This window comes from Sphingomonas vulcanisoli, assembly GCF_011761305.1.
GTDB classification, from domain to species: Bacteria; Pseudomonadota; Alphaproteobacteria; order Sphingomonadales; family Sphingomonadaceae; genus Sphingomonas_I; species Sphingomonas_I vulcanisoli.
Genome location: NZ_JAAOZC010000002.1, coordinates 432,773 through 448,730, shown reverse-complemented (window position 1 = coordinate 448,730; position 15,958 = coordinate 432,773). Strand labels below are relative to the sequence as shown.

At 65.3% G+C, this 15,958-nt stretch carries 18 protein-coding genes; 6 read left to right on the top strand and 12 right to left on the bottom strand.

Annotated elements, in window-relative coordinates; translation table 11 throughout:
- Positions 1 to 50 precede the first annotated feature (50 nt).
- Complete coding sequence (gene tldD / locus FHS31_RS06285) at positions 51 to 1,472, bottom strand: metalloprotease TldD (protein WP_167072499.1); 1,422 nt, start codon at positions 1,470 to 1,472, stop codon at positions 51 to 53.
- A 101-nt stretch (positions 1,473 to 1,573) separates the two neighbouring features.
- Positions 1,574 to 1,777, bottom strand: coding sequence for a zinc-finger domain-containing protein (locus FHS31_RS06280; RefSeq protein WP_167072498.1), 204 nt, complete (start codon positions 1,775 to 1,777; stop codon positions 1,574 to 1,576).
- 65 nt (positions 1,778 to 1,842) lie between these two features.
- On the opposite strand from FHS31_RS06280, the gene FHS31_RS06275 reads away from it, so the two are divergent.
- Both FHS31_RS06275 and nadB read left to right on the top strand, forming a co-directional pair.
- The gene (locus tag FHS31_RS06275; RefSeq protein ID WP_167072497.1) at positions 1,843 to 2,763 is read left to right on the top strand and encodes an ABC transporter ATP-binding protein; all 921 of its coding nucleotides are present in this window, start codon (positions 1,843 to 1,845) and stop codon (positions 2,761 to 2,763) included.
- 254 nt (positions 2,764 to 3,017) lie between these two features.
- Entirely contained in the window at positions 3,018 to 4,607 is a 1,590-nt protein-coding gene (nadB, locus tag FHS31_RS06270) for an L-aspartate oxidase (RefSeq protein WP_167072496.1), read from the top strand.
- A 190-nt stretch (positions 4,608 to 4,797) separates the two neighbouring features.
- Here the strand turns inward: nadB and FHS31_RS06265 are convergent, their stop codons facing one another.
- From FHS31_RS06265 to FHS31_RS06235, 7 genes are all read right to left on the bottom strand, one after another.
- Positions 4,798 to 5,304 (bottom strand): superoxide dismutase family protein, encoded by a 507-nt coding sequence (locus FHS31_RS06265; protein WP_167072495.1) that lies wholly within the window; start codon positions 5,302 to 5,304, stop codon positions 4,798 to 4,800.
- A gap of 15 nt (positions 5,305 to 5,319) precedes the next feature.
- Positions 5,320 to 6,096: an exodeoxyribonuclease III gene (locus FHS31_RS06260; protein WP_167072494.1), complete on the bottom strand. Its 777-nt coding sequence runs from the start codon at positions 6,094 to 6,096 to the stop codon at positions 5,320 to 5,322.
- Positions 6,097 to 6,222: 126 nt separating this feature from the next.
- Positions 6,223 to 6,555: a HesB/IscA family protein gene (locus tag FHS31_RS06255; RefSeq protein ID WP_167072493.1), complete on the bottom strand. Its 333-nt coding sequence runs from the start codon at positions 6,553 to 6,555 to the stop codon at positions 6,223 to 6,225.
- A gap of 45 nt (positions 6,556 to 6,600) precedes the next feature.
- Entirely contained in the window at positions 6,601 to 7,299 is a 699-nt protein-coding gene (locus tag FHS31_RS06250) for a M23 family metallopeptidase (RefSeq protein WP_167072492.1), read from the bottom strand.
- 93 nt (positions 7,300 to 7,392) lie between these two features.
- Positions 7,393 to 8,244 (bottom strand): ferritin-like domain-containing protein, encoded by an 852-nt coding sequence (locus tag FHS31_RS06245; RefSeq protein ID WP_279587882.1) that lies wholly within the window; start codon positions 8,242 to 8,244, stop codon positions 7,393 to 7,395.
- Positions 8,245 to 8,339: 95 nt separating this feature from the next.
- Positions 8,340 to 8,804 (bottom strand): peroxiredoxin, encoded by a 465-nt coding sequence (locus FHS31_RS06240; protein WP_167072491.1) that lies wholly within the window; start codon positions 8,802 to 8,804, stop codon positions 8,340 to 8,342.
- A 31-nt stretch (positions 8,805 to 8,835) separates the two neighbouring features.
- Positions 8,836 to 11,523 (bottom strand): bifunctional [glutamine synthetase] adenylyltransferase/[glutamine synthetase]-adenylyl-L-tyrosine phosphorylase, encoded by a 2,688-nt coding sequence (locus tag FHS31_RS06235; RefSeq protein ID WP_167072490.1) that lies wholly within the window; start codon positions 11,521 to 11,523, stop codon positions 8,836 to 8,838.
- 59 nt (positions 11,524 to 11,582) lie between these two features.
- Between FHS31_RS06235 and FHS31_RS06230 the strand changes: the two genes are divergently transcribed.
- Positions 11,583 to 11,747 carry a hypothetical protein gene (locus FHS31_RS06230; RefSeq protein WP_167072489.1) on the top strand — a complete coding sequence of 55 codons (165 nt, stop codon included), beginning with the start codon at positions 11,583 to 11,585 and terminating at the stop codon, positions 11,745 to 11,747.
- Positions 11,748 to 11,768: 21 nt separating this feature from the next.
- Here the strand turns inward: FHS31_RS06230 and FHS31_RS06225 are convergent, their stop codons facing one another.
- The 3 genes from FHS31_RS06225 to FHS31_RS06215 form a co-directional block, all read right to left on the bottom strand.
- Positions 11,769 to 12,401: a sigma-70 family RNA polymerase sigma factor gene (locus tag FHS31_RS06225; protein ID WP_167072488.1), complete on the bottom strand. Its 633-nt coding sequence runs from the start codon at positions 12,399 to 12,401 to the stop codon at positions 11,769 to 11,771.
- Between the two features lie 90 nt (positions 12,402 to 12,491).
- Positions 12,492 to 12,632 carry a hypothetical protein gene (locus tag FHS31_RS06220; RefSeq protein WP_167072487.1) on the bottom strand — a complete coding sequence of 47 codons (141 nt, stop codon included), beginning with the start codon at positions 12,630 to 12,632 and terminating at the stop codon, positions 12,492 to 12,494.
- A 61-nt stretch (positions 12,633 to 12,693) separates the two neighbouring features.
- Positions 12,694 to 13,485, bottom strand: coding sequence for a response regulator (locus FHS31_RS06215; RefSeq protein WP_167072486.1), 792 nt, complete (start codon positions 13,483 to 13,485; stop codon positions 12,694 to 12,696).
- A 221-nt stretch (positions 13,486 to 13,706) separates the two neighbouring features.
- Here FHS31_RS06215 and FHS31_RS06210 point away from each other — a divergent pair, with 221 nt between their 5' ends.
- The 3 genes from FHS31_RS06210 (at position 13,707) to FHS31_RS06200 (ending at position 15,957) form a co-directional block, all read left to right on the top strand.
- A complete protein-coding gene (locus FHS31_RS06210; protein WP_243843298.1) occupies positions 13,707 to 13,946 on the top strand; it encodes a NepR family anti-sigma factor in 240 nt (79 codons plus the stop codon).
- A gap of 55 nt (positions 13,947 to 14,001) precedes the next feature.
- A complete protein-coding gene (locus FHS31_RS06205; protein ID WP_167072485.1) occupies positions 14,002 to 15,540 on the top strand; it encodes a sensor histidine kinase in 1,539 nt (512 codons plus the stop codon).
- Positions 15,541 to 15,828: 288 nt separating this feature from the next.
- A complete protein-coding gene (locus tag FHS31_RS06200) occupies positions 15,829 to 15,957 on the top strand; it encodes an entericidin A/B family lipoprotein (RefSeq protein WP_208408577.1) in 129 nt (42 codons plus the stop codon).
- Position 15,958: the final 1 nt, after the last annotated feature.

The following is a 15,958-nucleotide window of genomic DNA, read 5'->3' as shown; positions in this document are numbered from 1 at the left end:
GAAGAGCGCAGACTGCCCTCCCCTGACCCCACCCGCAAGCGGGAGGGGAATTAAGCCGCCGTGCCCCCCACGGTCAGCCCTTCGATCAGCAAGGTCGGCTGCCCGACACCGGCCGGCACCGATTGCCCGCCTTTGCCGCAGATGCCGACGCCCTCGTCCAATTCCATATCGTTGCCAATCGCCGCGACCTTGGTCAGCACGGTCGGCCCGTCGCCGATCAGGGTCGCGCCCTTGATCGGCGCGCCCAACTTGCCATTCTCGATCTTGTAGGCCTCGGTGCAGCTGAAGACGAACTTGCCGCTGGTGATATCCACCTGTCCGCCGCCGAAGCTCTTGGCATAGATGCCGTTCTTCACGCGGCTAAGGATCTCGGCAGGATCGTCCTTGCCGCCATACATGAAAGTGTTGGTCATGCGCGGCATCGGCGCGTGCGCGAAGCTTTCGCGGCGGCCGTTGCCGGTGGGCGCGACGCCCATCAGCCGGGCGTTGAGGCGGTCCTGGATATAGCCTTTGAGGATACCGTCCTCGATCAGCACATTGGTCTGGGTCGGCGTACCCTCGTCATCGATGGTCAGCGACCCGCGCCGCCCCTCGATCGATCCGTCGTCCACCACGGTGACGCCCGGCGCGGCGACCCTCTCGCCGATCCGTCCCGCGAAGGCCGACGATCCCTTGCGGTTGAAATCGCCTTCCAAGCCATGCCCGACCGCCTCGTGCAGCAGCACCCCCGGCCAGCCCGGCCCGCAGACCACGGTCATCTCGCCCGCGGGCGCGGCGACGCTCTCGAGATTGACCAGCGCCTGCTTGAGCGCCTCGTCGATGGCGCGGTTCCAGGTCGCGGGTTCGAACAGCTGATCGTAGAGGTAGCGGCCGCCCAGACCAAAGTAGCCGCTCTCGCGCCGCCCGTTCTGCTCGACCACCAGCCCGACGTTGAGGCGGACGAGCGGGCGGATGTCGGTGGCGACGAAGCCGTCCGGCCGTACCACCTCGACCACGCTCCACGATCCCGAAAGGCTGACCGTCACCTGCGCAATGCGCGGATCGCGCGCGCGGGCGGCGGCATCGATTTGCTGGCACAGCGCTACCTTCCTGGCGAAGGGCACGGCGGTGAGGGGATCGTCGCCGGTGTAAAGCGCGCGGTTGGTCTTGCGCGGCGCGGCGGCCAGCCCGGCCTTGGCGGGATCGAGCAATTGCATCGTCTCGGCGGCGCGGCGGATCGCGCTCTCGGAAATCTCATTGGCGTGCGCGAAGGCAGTCTTCTCGCCCGAAAGCCCACGCAGGCCGAAACCGGATTGCGTGCCGTAATCGGCGGTCTTCAGCCGCCCATCGTCGAAGCCGAACGCTTCGGAGGCGCTGTGCTGGAGATACAGCTCGCCATCGTCGCAGGCCTTGAGTGCATCACCTGTCAGGCGGATCGCCGTCTCGGGATCGAGGCTGGAATAGAGGATGCCGCGTGGGTCTGAATAGCTCATGGGTCTGATGTAGGGAGCGCCGCGCCTAGCGTCATCCACAACTTTCTGACTATTTGCAGGCGCGTGGCATGCGGCGATGCCCTATCCCTCCACTCCGGGGCTTATGCGGAATGGGCTTCGCCGTCCGCCGCGCTGCCTTTGAGAATGAACCGCCGATCGCAATAGCCGCAATCGACGAAGCCGCTCTCGTCGATCTCAAGGAACACGCGCGGGTGGCCGAGCGCCGCCCCACCGGGGATCTCGGTCGCGCCATCGCAGACGACGCGGGGGCTGGTGACGAAGCTGGTTTCGGGGGCGGCTTGCATGGGCCGGGCGATAGCAAGTGCCGAAACGCTACACAATCGCACCCGCCCAGCCTATGCGGGCGATAATGACCGAAGCAGCGATATCGATCCAGGGCCTCAGCAAAATCTACAAGGGCGGGAAGCAGGCGCTGACCGATGTGACGCTGGATGTCCCGCGTGGCAGCATGTTCGGGCTGCTCGGCCCCAACGGCGCGGGCAAATCGACGCTGATCAATATCCTCGCCGGCATGGTGGTGAAGACGGCGGGCAAGGCCTCGATCTGGGGCTTCGATATCGACGAGCATCCCCGCAACGCCAAAGCCTCGATCGGGATCGTTCCGCAGGAGATATTGTTCGATCCCTTCTTCACGCCCTTCGAAATGCTGGAGATTTACGGCGGCCTCTACGGCGTGCCCAAAGCCAAGCGGCAATCGATGGAGCTGCTGCGCAAGGTCCATCTGGAGGATAAGGCCAACGCCTACGCCCGCACCTTGTCCGGCGGCATGAAGCGGCGGCTGCTCGTCGCCAAGGCGTTGGTCCATAATCCACCGGTGCTGGTGCTCGATGAACCGACCGCGGGTGTCGATATCCAGCTGCGCCAGCAGCTCTGGGAATATGTCCGCGAATTGAACGCGCTCGGCACCACCGTCGTCCTCACCACCCATTATCTGGAGGAGGCCGAAGAGCTGTGCGATCGCATCGCGATCATCAACCACGGCCAGGTGATCGCCAACAAGCCGACCCACGAGCTCCTGCAGATGGCGCAGGAAAAGGCGGTCACCGTCACGGTCGATCGCGACCTGACCGAAGTGCCGCAGGCGCCCTGCTTCGAGCGGATCGCGCTCAAGGGGGATCGCTCGATCGTCGTCACCTATTCCAAGGACAAGGTGAACGCCGGCGAGGTGCTGGCGGCGCTGCAATCGGCCGGCCTCGGCATCGTCGACGTCTCGACCCATGAGGCGGACCTCGAAGACATCTTCCTCAACCTGACGCGCGAGGCGGCGTGACTTTCTGGCGCAGAATAGCCGCACTCCCAAAAGCGGCGAGAGCAATGTAAGGAAGCAGCGGCTGGCCTGTGTAACGGACTTGCGTCCACCAGCCTCCGCCAGGGCGAAATGCAGGATGGGCTGCCGCTGCGGGGTTTCCGGTCATCCTGACACACAAAAACCGGACTAGCTCAGCAAAGGCGATTGGTGGCCAATGGTGAAGGCTTGAGCGCGCAGGCATCCCCCTCTATGCCGCCTCGCTTCGGGAGAGCGGCTTGTCCGGCGAACAGCACAATTACGACGTCCTGATTATTGGCTCCGGCGCGGCGGGTCTCACCGCGGCGCTCAACCTTGCCAATCGCCTTAAGGTCTGTGTGGTCGCCAAGGGCGCGTTGTCTGAGGGTTCCACCGCCTGGGCCCAAGGCGGGATCGCCGCCGTACTGGAGGCGGGGGACAGTTTCGAGGCGCATGTCAGTGATACGATGATTGCGGGAGCGGGGCTCAATAACCGCGCCACGGTCGAATATGTCGTCGGCAACGCGCCGCTCGCGATCGAGCGGCTGGAGCAGCTGGGTGTGCCCTTTACCGCCGACGAGGGCGTGCTGCACCTCACCCGCGAGGGCGGGCACAGTCACCGCCGCATCGTCCATGTCGATGACGCGACCGGGGCTGCGGTGCAGCATGCGCTCGAACGCGCTGCCGCCGCGCATCCGAATATCACATTGATGCCCGATCGTGCCGCGCTCGATCTTGTAACCGGGCGGCATGGCGAGCGCTATTCGGGCGAGGGGCATGTCTGGGGCGCCTATGCGCTCAGCCGCGCAAGCGGGCATGTCGAGCTGTTCACCGCGCGCGCGACCATCCTCGCCACCGGCGGCGCTGGCCGCGCCTATCTCTATTCCACCGCGCCGCGCGGCGCGACCGGCGACGGCATCGCGATGGCGTGGCGCGCGGGCTGCCGCATCTCCAACATGGAGTTCATGCAGTTCCACCCGACCTGCCTGTGGAACCTCGAAGTCAAGAATTTCCTGATCACCGAGGCGGTGCGCGGCGAAGGCGGCCGGCTGATCAATCCCAAGACCGGCAAGCGCTTCATGCCTTATTATGACGAGCGGCTGGAACTGGCCCCGCGTGATGTGGTGGCGCGCGCGATCGATGCCGAGATCAAGCGCTTTGGCCTCGATTACGTCCATCTCGACATCAGCCATATGCCCGCCGATTTCGTGATGGGCCACTTCCCCAACATCTACGAAAAGCTGATCGGTCTGGGCATCGATATGACCAAGGGGCCGATCCCGGTCGTCCCCGCCCAACATTACACCTGCGGTGGCATCCTCGTGGATATGGCAGGGCGCACCGATCTGCCCGGCCTCTATGCGGCGGGCGAATGCACGCAGTCAGGCTTGCACGGCGCCAACCGGCTTGCCTCCAACTCGCTGCTCGAATGCCTGGTGTTCGGGGAGGCGGCCGCCGCTGACATCCTTGCCCGCTGGGACGATCTGCCCGCGCCGCCGCCGATCCTGCCGTGGGACGAGAGCCGCGTGTCCGAGGCGGACGAGGATGTGATCGTCCAGCACAATTGGCGCGAGATTCGCCGCTTCATGTGGGATTATGTCGGCATCGTCCGCACCACCAAGCGGCTGGAGCGTGCCAAACATCGCGTCGATCTGCTGCGCGGGGAGGTGGCGGACTATTACGGCAATTACCGCGTTACCGCCGATCTGATCGAGTTGCGCAATCTGGTCGATGTCGCCGATCTTATTGTGCGCTCCGCGCTGCACCGGCATGAGAGCCGCGGGCTGCACTACACGCTCGATTATCCCGAGACCTCACCTGAGGCGGTGGACACGATCCTCGTACCGTGAAGCGGCGTTAATCTAACAAGGGCTTCATTTCGGCAACGAATCAAGTCTACAAGAAGGCTGCCGATGTCGCCGCCGGGGGGTGGGGTGACAGCGGCGGCGCTCCGCGGCGCATTGACTAACGCAGCGGAGCGCCCGATTTGTCTTAGGGGTTGGTCCGAAACTCGCTCTTTCGCGCGTTTCAAACGGTCTCTTACTTCACGATCCCGCAGACCACCCGATCACCCGCGCCACCGATCGGCTGCGTGGTGTAATCGTCGGGCTTGGCGTGGATCACGATCGCCGAGCCGTCGGCATCGAGCAGCTTCGCCCCGATCGCGCCCGAAAGCGATGCCGTGGCGGTGAACAGATCGGCCTTGGCGCTGCCGTCCGCGGCGGCGTAGATGTTGGGCAGATCACCCTGATCGTTGGCCGCCGGGTTGAGCAGGCCGTGGACCGCGGGCGTCATCGCATGGACGTGCGCGCCGGCCATCTTGAACGCGGCGTCCGAGCAATCGCCTTTCTCGTGGATGTGGATCGCGTGCCAGCCCGGCGTGAGCCCGCTCGCCTCGATATGGATCAGCAGGCCCTTCGGCGCATCGGTCAGCACCGCCGTGCCCGCGGGACCGGATGCGCTCTTGAGCATAACGGTAGAGGACGCGGCCTGCGCCGATGCGGTGATCAGCGCGAGCGGGGCGAGAGCAAGGAAGGCACGCATCATCTTCTCCTCATTGGGTTAGCGAAGCTTGATCCAGGTCGGCGCATGATCGCTCGCCTTCTCCTTGGCGCGCGTATCGCGATCGACGCCGGCATCGATCAGGCAATCGGCGGCGGCGGGGCTGAGCATCAGATGATCGATGCGGAAGCCCGCATCCCGCGCCCAGGCGTTCATCGTATAATCCCAGAAGGTGTAGACCGGGCCACTCGGCTGGATCGCGCGCAGCGCATCGATCCAGCCGGCATGTTTAAGCCGCGCGAAGCAGGCGCGGCTTTCGGGCTGCATCAGCGCATCGCCCGCCATCCGCTTGGCCGAATAAACGTCGTCGGTGGACTCGGTGGGGATCACGTTCCAATCCCCCGCCAGCACCACCGGCGCCTCGGTAGCCCACAATGTCCTGGCGTGATCGATCAAGGCTTCGAACCAGGCTAGCTTGTAATCGAACTTGGGGCCGGGGATCGGATTGCCGTTGGGCAGGTACAAGCCGCCGACGATCAGCCCGCCGACCGCGGCCTCGATATAGCGGCTGTGCGAAGGATCGGGATCATTGGGCAGGCCCTTGCGGGTCAGGTGGATATCCATGCCCTTGGCGAGAATGGCGACACCGTTCCAGCTCTTCTGTCCGTGCCACACGGAATTGTAGCCGGCGGTCTTGATCTCGGCTTCGGGGAAGCGCTCGTCAGGCGCCTTCAATTCCTGGAGGCAGGCGATATCGGGCTGGGTCTCCTCCAGCCACTCCAGCAGCCGCGGCAGCCGCGCCCCGATGCCGTTCACGTTGAAGGTCGCGATCTTCATGGGGCCGCGTTAGCCCTCGCCCGCCCTCCCGTCATCCTGAACTTGTTTCAGGATCTATCGTGCAACGCGCAGGGACGGTGCCGGTGGAGGAATGGATGCTGAAACGAGTTCAGCATGACGGCATCGCTAGATCGAGAAGCTCGTGCCGCAGCCGCAGCCCGAAGCCGCGACAGGATTGTTGACGCGAAACGCCGCGCCGCCGAGCGATTCGACATAATCGACCGCCGATCCGCGCACGAGATCGAGGCTGACGCTATCGACCACCAAAGTGACGCCATCGCGCTCGGCGAGCGTATCATCGCCCTCCACCGCATCGGCGAGACCGAATTTATACTGGAAGCCAGCACAACCGCCGCCTTCGACGGCCAGCCGCAGGATCGCGGGCTTGCCCTGCTTGGTGGCAATCGTCGCCACGCGCTGGGCAGCGGACGGGGTAAGGTCGATCGCGAGTTCGCTCATGTCTGCGAGATAGGCGCCCCGACGGTCTTCAACAAGCGGCGAGGATCAATCCTGCCCGCCGTCGACATCGTCCGGGCCGCCCTGGGCGACGGTGTTGGCGCGCTGCTGCATCGCCACGACATAGTCGCTCGCCTGCAGATAGGGGATCGGATTGACCGCATGGCCGTCCATCCGGACCTCATAATGGAGGTGCGGGCCGGTCGAGCGGCCGGTTGAGCCGACCAGCGCGATCAGATCGCCGCGGTGCACCGTCTGGCCATCGTGTACGAGAATGCGCGACAGGTGGCCGAAGCGCGTCTCCAGCCCCTTGCCATGGTTGATCTCGACCATGTTGCCATAGCCGCCTTCCCACGAAGCATGATCGACGACGCCATCGGCGGTTGCGTAGACGGCGGTGCCGGTGGGCGCGGCGAGATCGATGCCGGCGTGCATCGCTGCAGACCCGCGGAAAGGATCGGAGCGGACGCCGAAGCCGGAGGTGAAAGTCGCGGTGTTGAGGGGCTTGGACGAGGGTACGGCCATCGCCTGGGTGCCGACGGCATCCTGACGCTGCCAGCCGGTGAACAGCGCGTGGAACTGATCTTCATTGCTGCCGACCGCTGATGCCTGATCAGACGCGACATCGCCGCTGATCCGTGCGCCCTTTTCCGGCGCAGTAACATCGGCGGCGTTAGCGGCGGACATAGCAACGAAGGCGATCGACGCGGCGCCGATGGCGCGCACAAACATTTGACGAAACGTCATTACTTCCCCGGCGATGTGAGTTCGGAATCACGCGCAGCCCCCGCCACGAATGACCCGTCAAGAACACAACCGCAGCTGGAATTGCCCCTCCCGCTAGCGATTGACTGCAGTGTGTCGGCCGTTTCCGGAGGCTGCAACATCAAGGTAAAAATCGGGCGTTAGACCGGCTTGCGAACGCGCTGAGTCGTTGAACGGAGGCTTCAGCCCTCCGCGAAAATACTGAAGGACAAGCCCGCGCCAATGCGCGACGGGCGCCAGGCCTTGCGCGGCACAGGCCGAATCAAACCATCGCATGCCCGTCCCGACATGGACGATTTCATCGGTGTAGATGCGGTGGAGCAGGCGGGCGCTGGCGTGATCGCCATGGGCCTGGAGCCGTTCGATCGTCTGCGGCGTTACGTCCAGCCCGCGCGCCTCCAGCACCAGCGGCACGATCGCCAGCCGCGCGAGCGCATCGCCTGCGGTCTGCTCCGCCGCCTCCCACAATCCATCATGCGCGGGCAGGGCGCCATAGTGCGAACCGAGCGCGCGAAGCCGCCGATCGAGGATCGCGAAATGCATCGCCTCGTCCGCCGCGACCCTGAGCCAATCGTCGACGAAAGCGCGCGGAAACTGCACCCCGAACCGCCCGACCAAATCGACCGCGAGATCGATCGCCGAAAATTCGATGTGCGCGAGCGAATGGAGCAAAGCGGTCCGCCCCTCCGCGCTGCCGCCGCGGCCGCGCTTGGGCATGCGGTTGGGCGGCAGCAGCTCGGGCCGATCGGGCCGCGCCGGGCGATCGGGCATGGCGGCATCGAAGCTGTGTTCGAGCCGCCCCAGCCGCCAGTCGCGCGCAAGCGCCCGGGCGGCCATCACCTTGGCGTGCGGTTCTGCGCTAAGGAGAACGGTGCGGCAGGCGGCGCCTATAGTTCCTCCCCTGGAAGGGGAGGTGGCAGCGCGCAGCGCTGACGGAGGGGCGTCACCCTCTCGATGGCAGGATACCCCTCCACCATCCTGCGGATGGTTCCCCTCCCCTTGCAGGGGAGGATTTTGGAGGCTCACCCCGTCAGCCCTCGCGCCGCCGCCAGCACGTCCTGCGCGTGGCCCTTCACCGAAACCTTGCGCCACACTTTCGCAATCTTGCCCTGTGCATCGATCAGGAACGTCGCGCGCTCGATCCCCATATATTTGCGGCCATACAGGCTCTTCTCCACCCAAGTGCCGAAGCCCTCGCACACCGAACCATCGGCATCGGTCGCCAACGGCACCTTGAGGTCATATTTCGCCGCAAATTTGGCATGCTTCTGGGGGCTATCCTTGCTGACGCCGAGCAGCCCCGTCCCTGCCATCTCGAACGCGGCGGCAAGCTCGGAAAAGTCCTTGGCCTCGGCGGTGCAGCCGGAGGTGTCGTCCTTGGGATAGAAATAGACGACCAGTGGGCGGGAAAGCTTGCTGAGCGGCAGCATCGATCCATCGCCCATCTGCAAGGTCACGTCGGGGGCGGCATCGCCTTGTTCGATCATCGAAAGCTCCTCTGTTGAGTCTGGAGGCGTCCTAGCAGCCTTGCGCGATCCGCCGCCACTCGCCACCGATCAGCACCCGCGCCTCTTCATAAGCGGCAAGAAGATCCTCCCACGCGCCATAGCCGCAGGCCTCGGCCATCAGCCCCTGCGAGGCTGAGCCCGGCGCGCCGTCCGGTCCGGCGAGCAGGCGGAGCATGATCAGCATCCGCGTCATCAGCGCCGCTGCCGCATCGAACCCCGACGCCAGCTTGCCCGCCGCCTCCAGCGTCCGCGCCGCCTCGGCCAGGCGCGGTGAAAAGCCGATATGGTCGCGCAGTTGGAGCGTGTGGACCGCGAATTCGGCATCGACCAGCCCGCCTTCGATCAGCTTGACGTCGAGCGGACCGGCTGGCGGCTTATGCTTGGCAATCTCGTCGCGCATCCGCGCCGCATCGGCGGTGAGCTTAACGGGATCGCGCTCCCGGCGCAGCGTGGCGTCGATCACCGCTTGGAGTTGGCCGCGCGCCGCTGCCGATCCGAACAGCGGGCGGGCGCGGGCCAGCGCCATATGCTCCCACGTCCAGGCATCCTCGGCCTCGTAACGCTGGAAGCTCTCGATCGAGACCGCGAGTAGCCCTTGCGCACCCGAGGGTCGCAGCCGGGTATCGACCTCATAGAGTGGCCCGCTCGCGGTCGGCGCCGAAAGCGCGGCGGTAACGCGCTGGGCGAGGCGCTGGAAATAGGTCGTCGCGCCGAGCGGGCGGCGGCCATCCGATTCCACCAGAAAATCGCCGGTGAAGAGATAGATAAGATCGAGGTCCGAGGCATGGGTCAGCACCCCGCCGCCCATCCGGCCGAGCGCAAGGATGACGAGCTCCCCGCCCGGCACTTTGCCATGCGCCGCCTCGAACTCCGCCGCCGCCGCGCCGGCGAGTACCGCGATCGCCGCCTCCGCGACACGCCCATAGCCTTCGCCGACCGCGATCGGATCGCGCGTGCCCGAGAGCAGCTGCACGCCCAAAGCAAACCGCCGCTCGCCGACATCGAGGCGGACGCGATCGAGCAGCTTTTCATAATCGCCGGCCCCCGGCCTTCCGAATTCGGCGATCAGCGCGTCCACCGAGGGGGGCGGTTCCAGTGCGGTGGCGTCGATCAGGCCATCGAGCAGGTTCGCCCGCCGCGCGAGATCGCTCGCCAGCGCGGGGGCATGGCCGAGGATCGTGGCGAGCAGCGCGACTAGGGTCGGCCGCGCCTCGAGCAGGCGGAAAAGATTGAGCGCGCTCGGCAGGCCGTCGATCAGCCGATCGAACCGCAGCAGTCCCTCATCGGCCGCGGGCGCCCGTCCGATCGCCTCGACCAGCGATGGCAGCACCTTCTCCAAAGCCTCGCGCGCCGCGGTCGATCGTGTCGTGCGGACGCTGCCCCGGCGCCATTCGGCAATCCGCGCGCCTGCCGCGCCCGGATCGGTGAAACCCAGCGTGGCCAGCTGGCGGTTCAGCGCCTCTTGTTCCTGCGGCAGCCCGGGATCGTCCTCACCTTCCAGGCCATCGTAGATCGCGCCGACCGCCTCGATCCTTGGCCGCAGATCATCGAGCATAGCCGCGCCATCGGCATAGCCGCCGAGCCGGGCGACGTTATCGATCGCGTCTGCTTCAATCGGGATACGGTGGGTCTGCTTGTCCTCCACCATTTGCAGGCGGTGTTCGATCGTGCGGAGCAGGCGATAGGCATCGGCCAGCGTCGCGGCCTCGTCATGTCCGATCCAACCTGCCGCGGCGAGCGCCGCGAGCGCATCGAGCGTCGCAGGGGTGCGCAACCCCGGATCGCGGCCGCCATGGATCAGCTGATGGATCTGCGCAAAGAATTCGACCTCGCGGATGCCGCCGCGGCCGCGCTTGACGTCATAGCCCGGCCCCAGTGCCTGCACCTGCGCATGGTGCGCGCGGATGCGGCGCGAAAGTGCGCGCATCTCGCCGATCGCGCCATAATCGAGCCCGCGCCGCCAGACGAACGGCTGGATCTGCCCAAGGAAGCGATCGCCGAGCGTCTGATCCCCCGCTGCCGCACGCGCGCGGATCATCGCCGCCCGCTCCCACGGCAAGGCCGACGTTTCATAATGGCCGATCGCGGCGTCGATCGGCACCGCGAGCGGTGCTGCCTCGGAGGCCGGACGCAGGCGGAGATCGACGCGCAGCACGATGCCCTCGCCACTCGGCTCCTGCAGCAAGGCCAGGATCGCGCGCGTCAGCCGCTGCGCGGCTTCGGCGGGCTCCTCGCGGGCAAGATGGGGCAGAGTTGGGGGATCGTAGAGCAGAATCGGATCGATGTCCGAGGAGTAGTTGAGTTCACGGCTGCCCTGCTTGCCCAGCGCCAGCGCCGCCAGACCGCGTGGTTCGGCATCGGGGTAGCGGCTGTGCAGCGCATGGCCGATCGCCCGATCGAGCGCGCTGTCGGCGAAATCGCTGAGCGCGCGCGTAACCTGCTCCAGCGGCGCGCCGGCGAGATCGGCCAGCGCCACGGCCAGCGCCACCGCTTGACGCTCGCGGCGTAATGCCACGCCGAGATCGTCGTCTTCCGATTTGCCTGCCGCAATCGCCGCCGCCAGCCCGCCGCTGACCAAAGCGGCGACGACCTCGGGTCGCCGTGCGATCAGCCGCCTCAGGAAGGGCGCATGAGCATCTGCCCGTGCGACAGCCGCGGCCAAATCTGGCGAAGGGCGCGAGGGGGTGGAATCGCTCATCTTCAGTTCAGTTCCGAAACAGGCGCAACTTCCACGCTCGAAGCGACGTTATAGCTGGCATGAATGTGTTTATGGCCTCTGGATCCGGCAGGGAAACTGATCGAAAGCCGGTCAGCGTTCAATTGCCGCGCGCCAATGCCGGCCTGATATCGGCTTTGAAGGCAAGCTACGCGGCACAGCCTATCGACGAGCAACTCAATCGTTTGCTTGCCCGTATCAAATAGGGCGGCAGCAACCGCGCAGCCTTACCGCCCGCGGCTGAGTTCGTCGACCTGGCCCATAATGGCCTGCAGCGCGGTCTGGTCGCCGGGATTCTTTTCCTGGCTGCGCCGCGAAGGCAGAGCGCCACCACTCATGAGCTGTTCGAGGGCAACGCGGCCGCGCGCAACACGGCTTTTGATCGTGCCGACCGCGCAGCCGCAAATCTCGGCAGCCTCCTCATAAGCGAAGCCACCGGCGCCGACCAGGATCAGCGCCTCACGCTGCGGCTGGGGCAGGTAGAGCAATGCGCGCTGGAGGTCGCCAAGATCGACATGGCGATCCTGGCTGGCGGGCGCGGCGAGGATCTTGTTGGCGGTCAGATCGTCCCACTCGCCCTTAAAGCGGGCGCGGCGCATCTGGCTGAGGAACAGGTTGCGGAGGATGATGAAGGTCCAGGCGCGCATGTTGGTGCCCGCCTGGAAACGCTTCCGCGCCGCCCAGGCCTTGAGCAAAGTCTCCTGGACGAGATCGTCGGCCAGATCGCGGTTGCCAGACAGCGAACGGCCGAATGCGCGCAGATGCGGGATCACGCGGCCGAGCTCGGTCCGGAAATCCTCATCGGAGAGCGCGACATGCTCTACCGGCTCAACCGGCAGCTCGTCGTCATCATCGCTCATCAATTCAGAGTGTCCCCGCGTTCAGAGCCCGCGGCCCTGTTTTCGAAATGGACCCGCACCCAGCCATTCGCAACCCCCGCACTTCGCAAACTACCGCCAAATCAGAAGAATGATGACGAACAGGATGACCACGAGCGCCAGGGAAATCGGCAGAACGTAGCGCGTGACATGGTTGGACGAGCCGCCGCGCGCCTCGGTCCGCGTAAGATGCACATTGTCATTATCGGCCATGCCGAACTCCACCGATCGTTGCAGGGCTCAAACGGACCCTGCCCAATCGGGTTCCCGCCAATCAGGCGGGAACGGTCTCGACGTTGAAGAACAAAGCCTGCGCGATCGCCGCCTTCACGGTGGAACGCTGGAAGGGCTTGGTGATCAGGAAGGTGGGCTCGGGCCGCTCGCCGGTCAGCAGGCGCTCGGGGAAAGCGGTGATAAAGATCACCGGCACCGAGAATTCGGCGAGGATGTCCTTCACCGCATCGATGCCCGAGCTGTCATCGGCGAGCTGGATGTCGGCCAGGACAAGGCCGGGGCGGCTGGCCATCGCCTGCGCCACCGCTTCGTCGCGCGTCACCGCTACGCCGGTGACGTTATGGCCTAGATCGCGGACGATGGTCTCGAGATCCATCGCGATGATCGGTTCATCCTCGATGATCAGCACGTCGGCGCGGGTCTGGCGCTCGATCTCCTCGATCGCCTCCTTCACTAGCGCATCGACCTCGGGGGCGTCGGCGTCCATCAGATAGCCGGCGTCCTCGGGCGTGAAACCTTCGAGCTGGGTAAGCAGCAGTGCCTGGCGCGAGCGCGGGGTGATCTGCGCGAGACGTGCATCGGCAACGGCGCCGGTGTCGCTTGGATCGGCATCGGGCTTGTCGTCGCTGTTGGTCGAGGCCCAGATGCGCTGGAAGGTGCGATAAAGGCCGAGCCGGACATCGACATCGCGCGGAAAATCCCCTGGCGCGGCGACGATCGCTTCCAGCGTGGCGCGGACATAGGCGTCACCATGCTGCTGCGTGCCGGTCAGCGCGCGCGCATAGCGGCGAAGGAAAGGCAGATGGGGGGCGAGATCTTGGCCGAGCGACATGGTGGGTCTTCACTCCTGAGCATCATTATGGAAAGCGATTGAGCACTGGAGCGTGCAATCGTGGCACCGGAAATCGCGCTTTAGGCTCGTTCCGACTGTCCCCCAAACTTTATCGCTCCGCATCTGGAACAATCGTGCCGCGTTTTTGTTTCCGCCAGCACCATAGCTTTTCCACCATATGTTGTGGGGACAGTGTCGGGTGCTTTTGCGTATAAGAGTCGTTGCACCGCAGGCTGCGCCCTGCGGTCGTCTTACAAAAGATTTCCAGGGGGTTTCCGGGGTTGGCAGTCGAAAAGAGAGGGCGTGAGGTGAAGCCGGCCGCGGGCAACAATCCCCGGAAAAAGCGCGGATCATCGGAACCCGATACGCATATCGCAAGCTCGCTGCGTTCGGCTTATGAAGAGGCTGTGCGCGAAGATATTCCGCAGGAATTTCTCGATCTGCTGGGTAAATTATCGTAACGGGCCGCACCTTCGATAGGCGTGGCTCTTTCCAATCGCTACACGTTCAGCCGCGATGATGGCGCGCTTCTCCACCGGCACAAAGATGCTCTTCATCATGACGGCGGCCTTGATGCCGCTGGGCTTGATCGCGCTCTTCGCCTCCATCCAGTCCGCGCACGCCAAACAGCTCCAGCATGAGGCCGATGCCCAGCTCATCGCCACCGCCGAAGCGCGCCAAATCGATCTTTTGCTGGTGCGCGTCGCAAATGTCGTGCGCTTCGCCGCAGGGGCCGCAAATGCGCGGCCCGAACGCTGCAGCGATCTGATCGCGGAGGCGGATCGCCTCATCCACGTGCCATCGCGGATCGCGCTGTTTGATAGGGCCGGTCGTCTGCTGTGCGCCAGCCCGGGTTTCAAGGCGCGCGGGCTTCCGGCGCCGCGCGGCAACATCGGCCTCGATCTCCTCGTTCTGGGCGATCCCGGCGGCGTTCGGTTCAGCGTCGCTAATGCCGCCGGCGACTATGGCGTGGGCGAGCTTGCCGCCCCGGTGCTGCGCCAGGCGGCGGGGACGGATGACCAGACGCAGGGGCTGACGTTGCAACAGGGCGACGCCAAGCTGCTGATCGCCAAGGCCCGGAAGCGTTTCCCGCTCGATCAGCGCATTACCGTTCGCGCCGCGATCGCCGGCGGGCAAGCGACGCTGGCGCTCGTCCAGATTTCGAGCACGATCAGCGCAATCGAGGTCCTGCTGATCCTGTTGCCGTTGCTGATGTGGGCGGCTGCGGCGGGAATCGGTTGGGTGGTGATCAATGAGCTTCTGCTGCGCCCGCTCAAGCAGCTCCAGCGCGCCGTGGCGCTGGCCAGCAATGCCGAAGGGCCGTTCGTTTTGCCCAAATTGCAGACCCCGGCGGTGGAGATCCAGAGCCTCGGCGCCGCGTTCGAACGCGCGACCGATCAGCTGATGCATCGCGAGGAGGCCCTGGAAGATGGGTTGCGGCGTCAGGTGCTGCTGACCCGCGAGGTCCATCATCGCGTCAAGAACAACCTTCAGGTGGTCGCCTCGCTGATCAATCTGCATGCCCGGGGCTCACGCGGCGATGTCGCGGCGGCTTATGCGACGATTCAGCGCCGCGTCGATGCGCTCGCCGTGGTCCACCGCAACCATTTTGCCGAGCTTGAGAAAAATCGCGGTGTCGCGCTGCGCTCGATCATCTCCGAACTCACCGCCAATTTGCGCGCGACCGCGCCGCCCACCGCGGATGGCCTTTCGATCACGCTGGATATCGCGCCCGTCCATGTCAGCCAGGATACGGCGGTCCCGGTCGCTTTCCTGGTGACTGAGATCATCGAGCTGCTGATCGATTACGCGCCCGATGCCTTGGCCCGCATTGAGGCGGCGCCGATCGGCGATGCGGGTGCCAAGACGATGCTGTCGATCACCGCCGCGGCGCTTGCGGAGCCGCGGGTGACAGGAAGTGCGGGGCATGAGAGCTTCGAAAGGGTCGTGTCCGGTCTTTCCCGCCAGCTCCGCGCCGCGATGGAATTCGATCCGCAAATCGGCCGCTACGCCATTGCGATCCCAACCGTCCCCAACGACGACGCCACCCGTTAAAAATAGCCCAAAAAAAGTTACGGGCGGGCGGAACCCAATTTATGGCGGGCCGTTTTACACGTCGGATAGCGACCTTTTGCCCCCCCCGCTCTCGCTGTCCAAAGAAATGGGTCCGGAAGCGCCAAACCTCCCCCCGGTGGCGCATCCGGACCCAAGTTCGTTTTGGGGCCGGGCGCAAAAGCGCCTCACACATCGTCCTTTTCGGTTCGGCTGCGGAACATGCATCCCGCTGGCGCATTGGTCGCCGGGTCGTCGGGTTTGCGGCGCCAGTTTCAAGGGAAGAATATCATGGTTCGGAAAGTCGTCGCGGTTGCAATCGTCGCCGCCACCCTCATGGTTTCGGCCTGCAACACCGTAGCCGGTGCGGGCAAGGACGTGTCGTCGGCGGGCGATGCCGTCACCAACGCCGCCAAGTGAT

Coding starts and splice junctions, on each gene's coding strand:
- tldD (WP_167072499.1), bottom strand. CDS start 1,472: ATGAGCTATTCAGACCCACGCGGCATCCTCTATTCCAGCCTCGATCCC.
- FHS31_RS06280 (WP_167072498.1), bottom strand. CDS start 1,777: ATGCAAGCCGCCCCCGAAACCAGCTTCGTCACCAGCCCCCGCGTCGTC.
- FHS31_RS06275 (WP_167072497.1), top strand. CDS start 1,843: ATGACCGAAGCAGCGATATCGATCCAGGGCCTCAGCAAAATCTACAAG.
- FHS31_RS06265 (WP_167072495.1), bottom strand. CDS start 5,304: ATGATGCGTGCCTTCCTTGCTCTCGCCCCGCTCGCGCTGATCACCGCA.
- FHS31_RS06260 (WP_167072494.1), bottom strand. CDS start 6,096: ATGAAGATCGCGACCTTCAACGTGAACGGCATCGGGGCGCGGCTGCCG.
- FHS31_RS06255 (WP_167072493.1), bottom strand. CDS start 6,555: ATGAGCGAACTCGCGATCGACCTTACCCCGTCCGCTGCCCAGCGCGTG.
- FHS31_RS06250 (WP_167072492.1), bottom strand. CDS start 7,299: ATGACGTTTCGTCAAATGTTTGTGCGCGCCATCGGCGCCGCGTCGATC.
- FHS31_RS06240 (WP_167072491.1), bottom strand. CDS start 8,804: ATGATCGAACAAGGCGATGCCGCCCCCGACGTGACCTTGCAGATGGGC.
- FHS31_RS06235 (WP_167072490.1), bottom strand. CDS start 11,523: ATGAGCGATTCCACCCCCTCGCGCCCTTCGCCAGATTTGGCCGCGGCT.
- FHS31_RS06230 (WP_167072489.1), top strand. CDS start 11,583: ATGAATGTGTTTATGGCCTCTGGATCCGGCAGGGAAACTGATCGAAAG.
- FHS31_RS06225 (WP_167072488.1), bottom strand. CDS start 12,401: ATGAGCGATGATGACGACGAGCTGCCGGTTGAGCCGGTAGAGCATGTC.
- FHS31_RS06220 (WP_167072487.1), bottom strand. CDS start 12,632: ATGGCCGATAATGACAATGTGCATCTTACGCGGACCGAGGCGCGCGGC.
- FHS31_RS06215 (WP_167072486.1), bottom strand. CDS start 13,485: ATGTCGCTCGGCCAAGATCTCGCCCCCCATCTGCCTTTCCTTCGCCGC.
- FHS31_RS06205 (WP_167072485.1), top strand. CDS start 14,002: ATGATGGCGCGCTTCTCCACCGGCACAAAGATGCTCTTCATCATGACG.
- FHS31_RS06200 (WP_208408577.1), top strand. CDS start 15,829: ATGGTTCGGAAAGTCGTCGCGGTTGCAATCGTCGCCGCCACCCTCATG.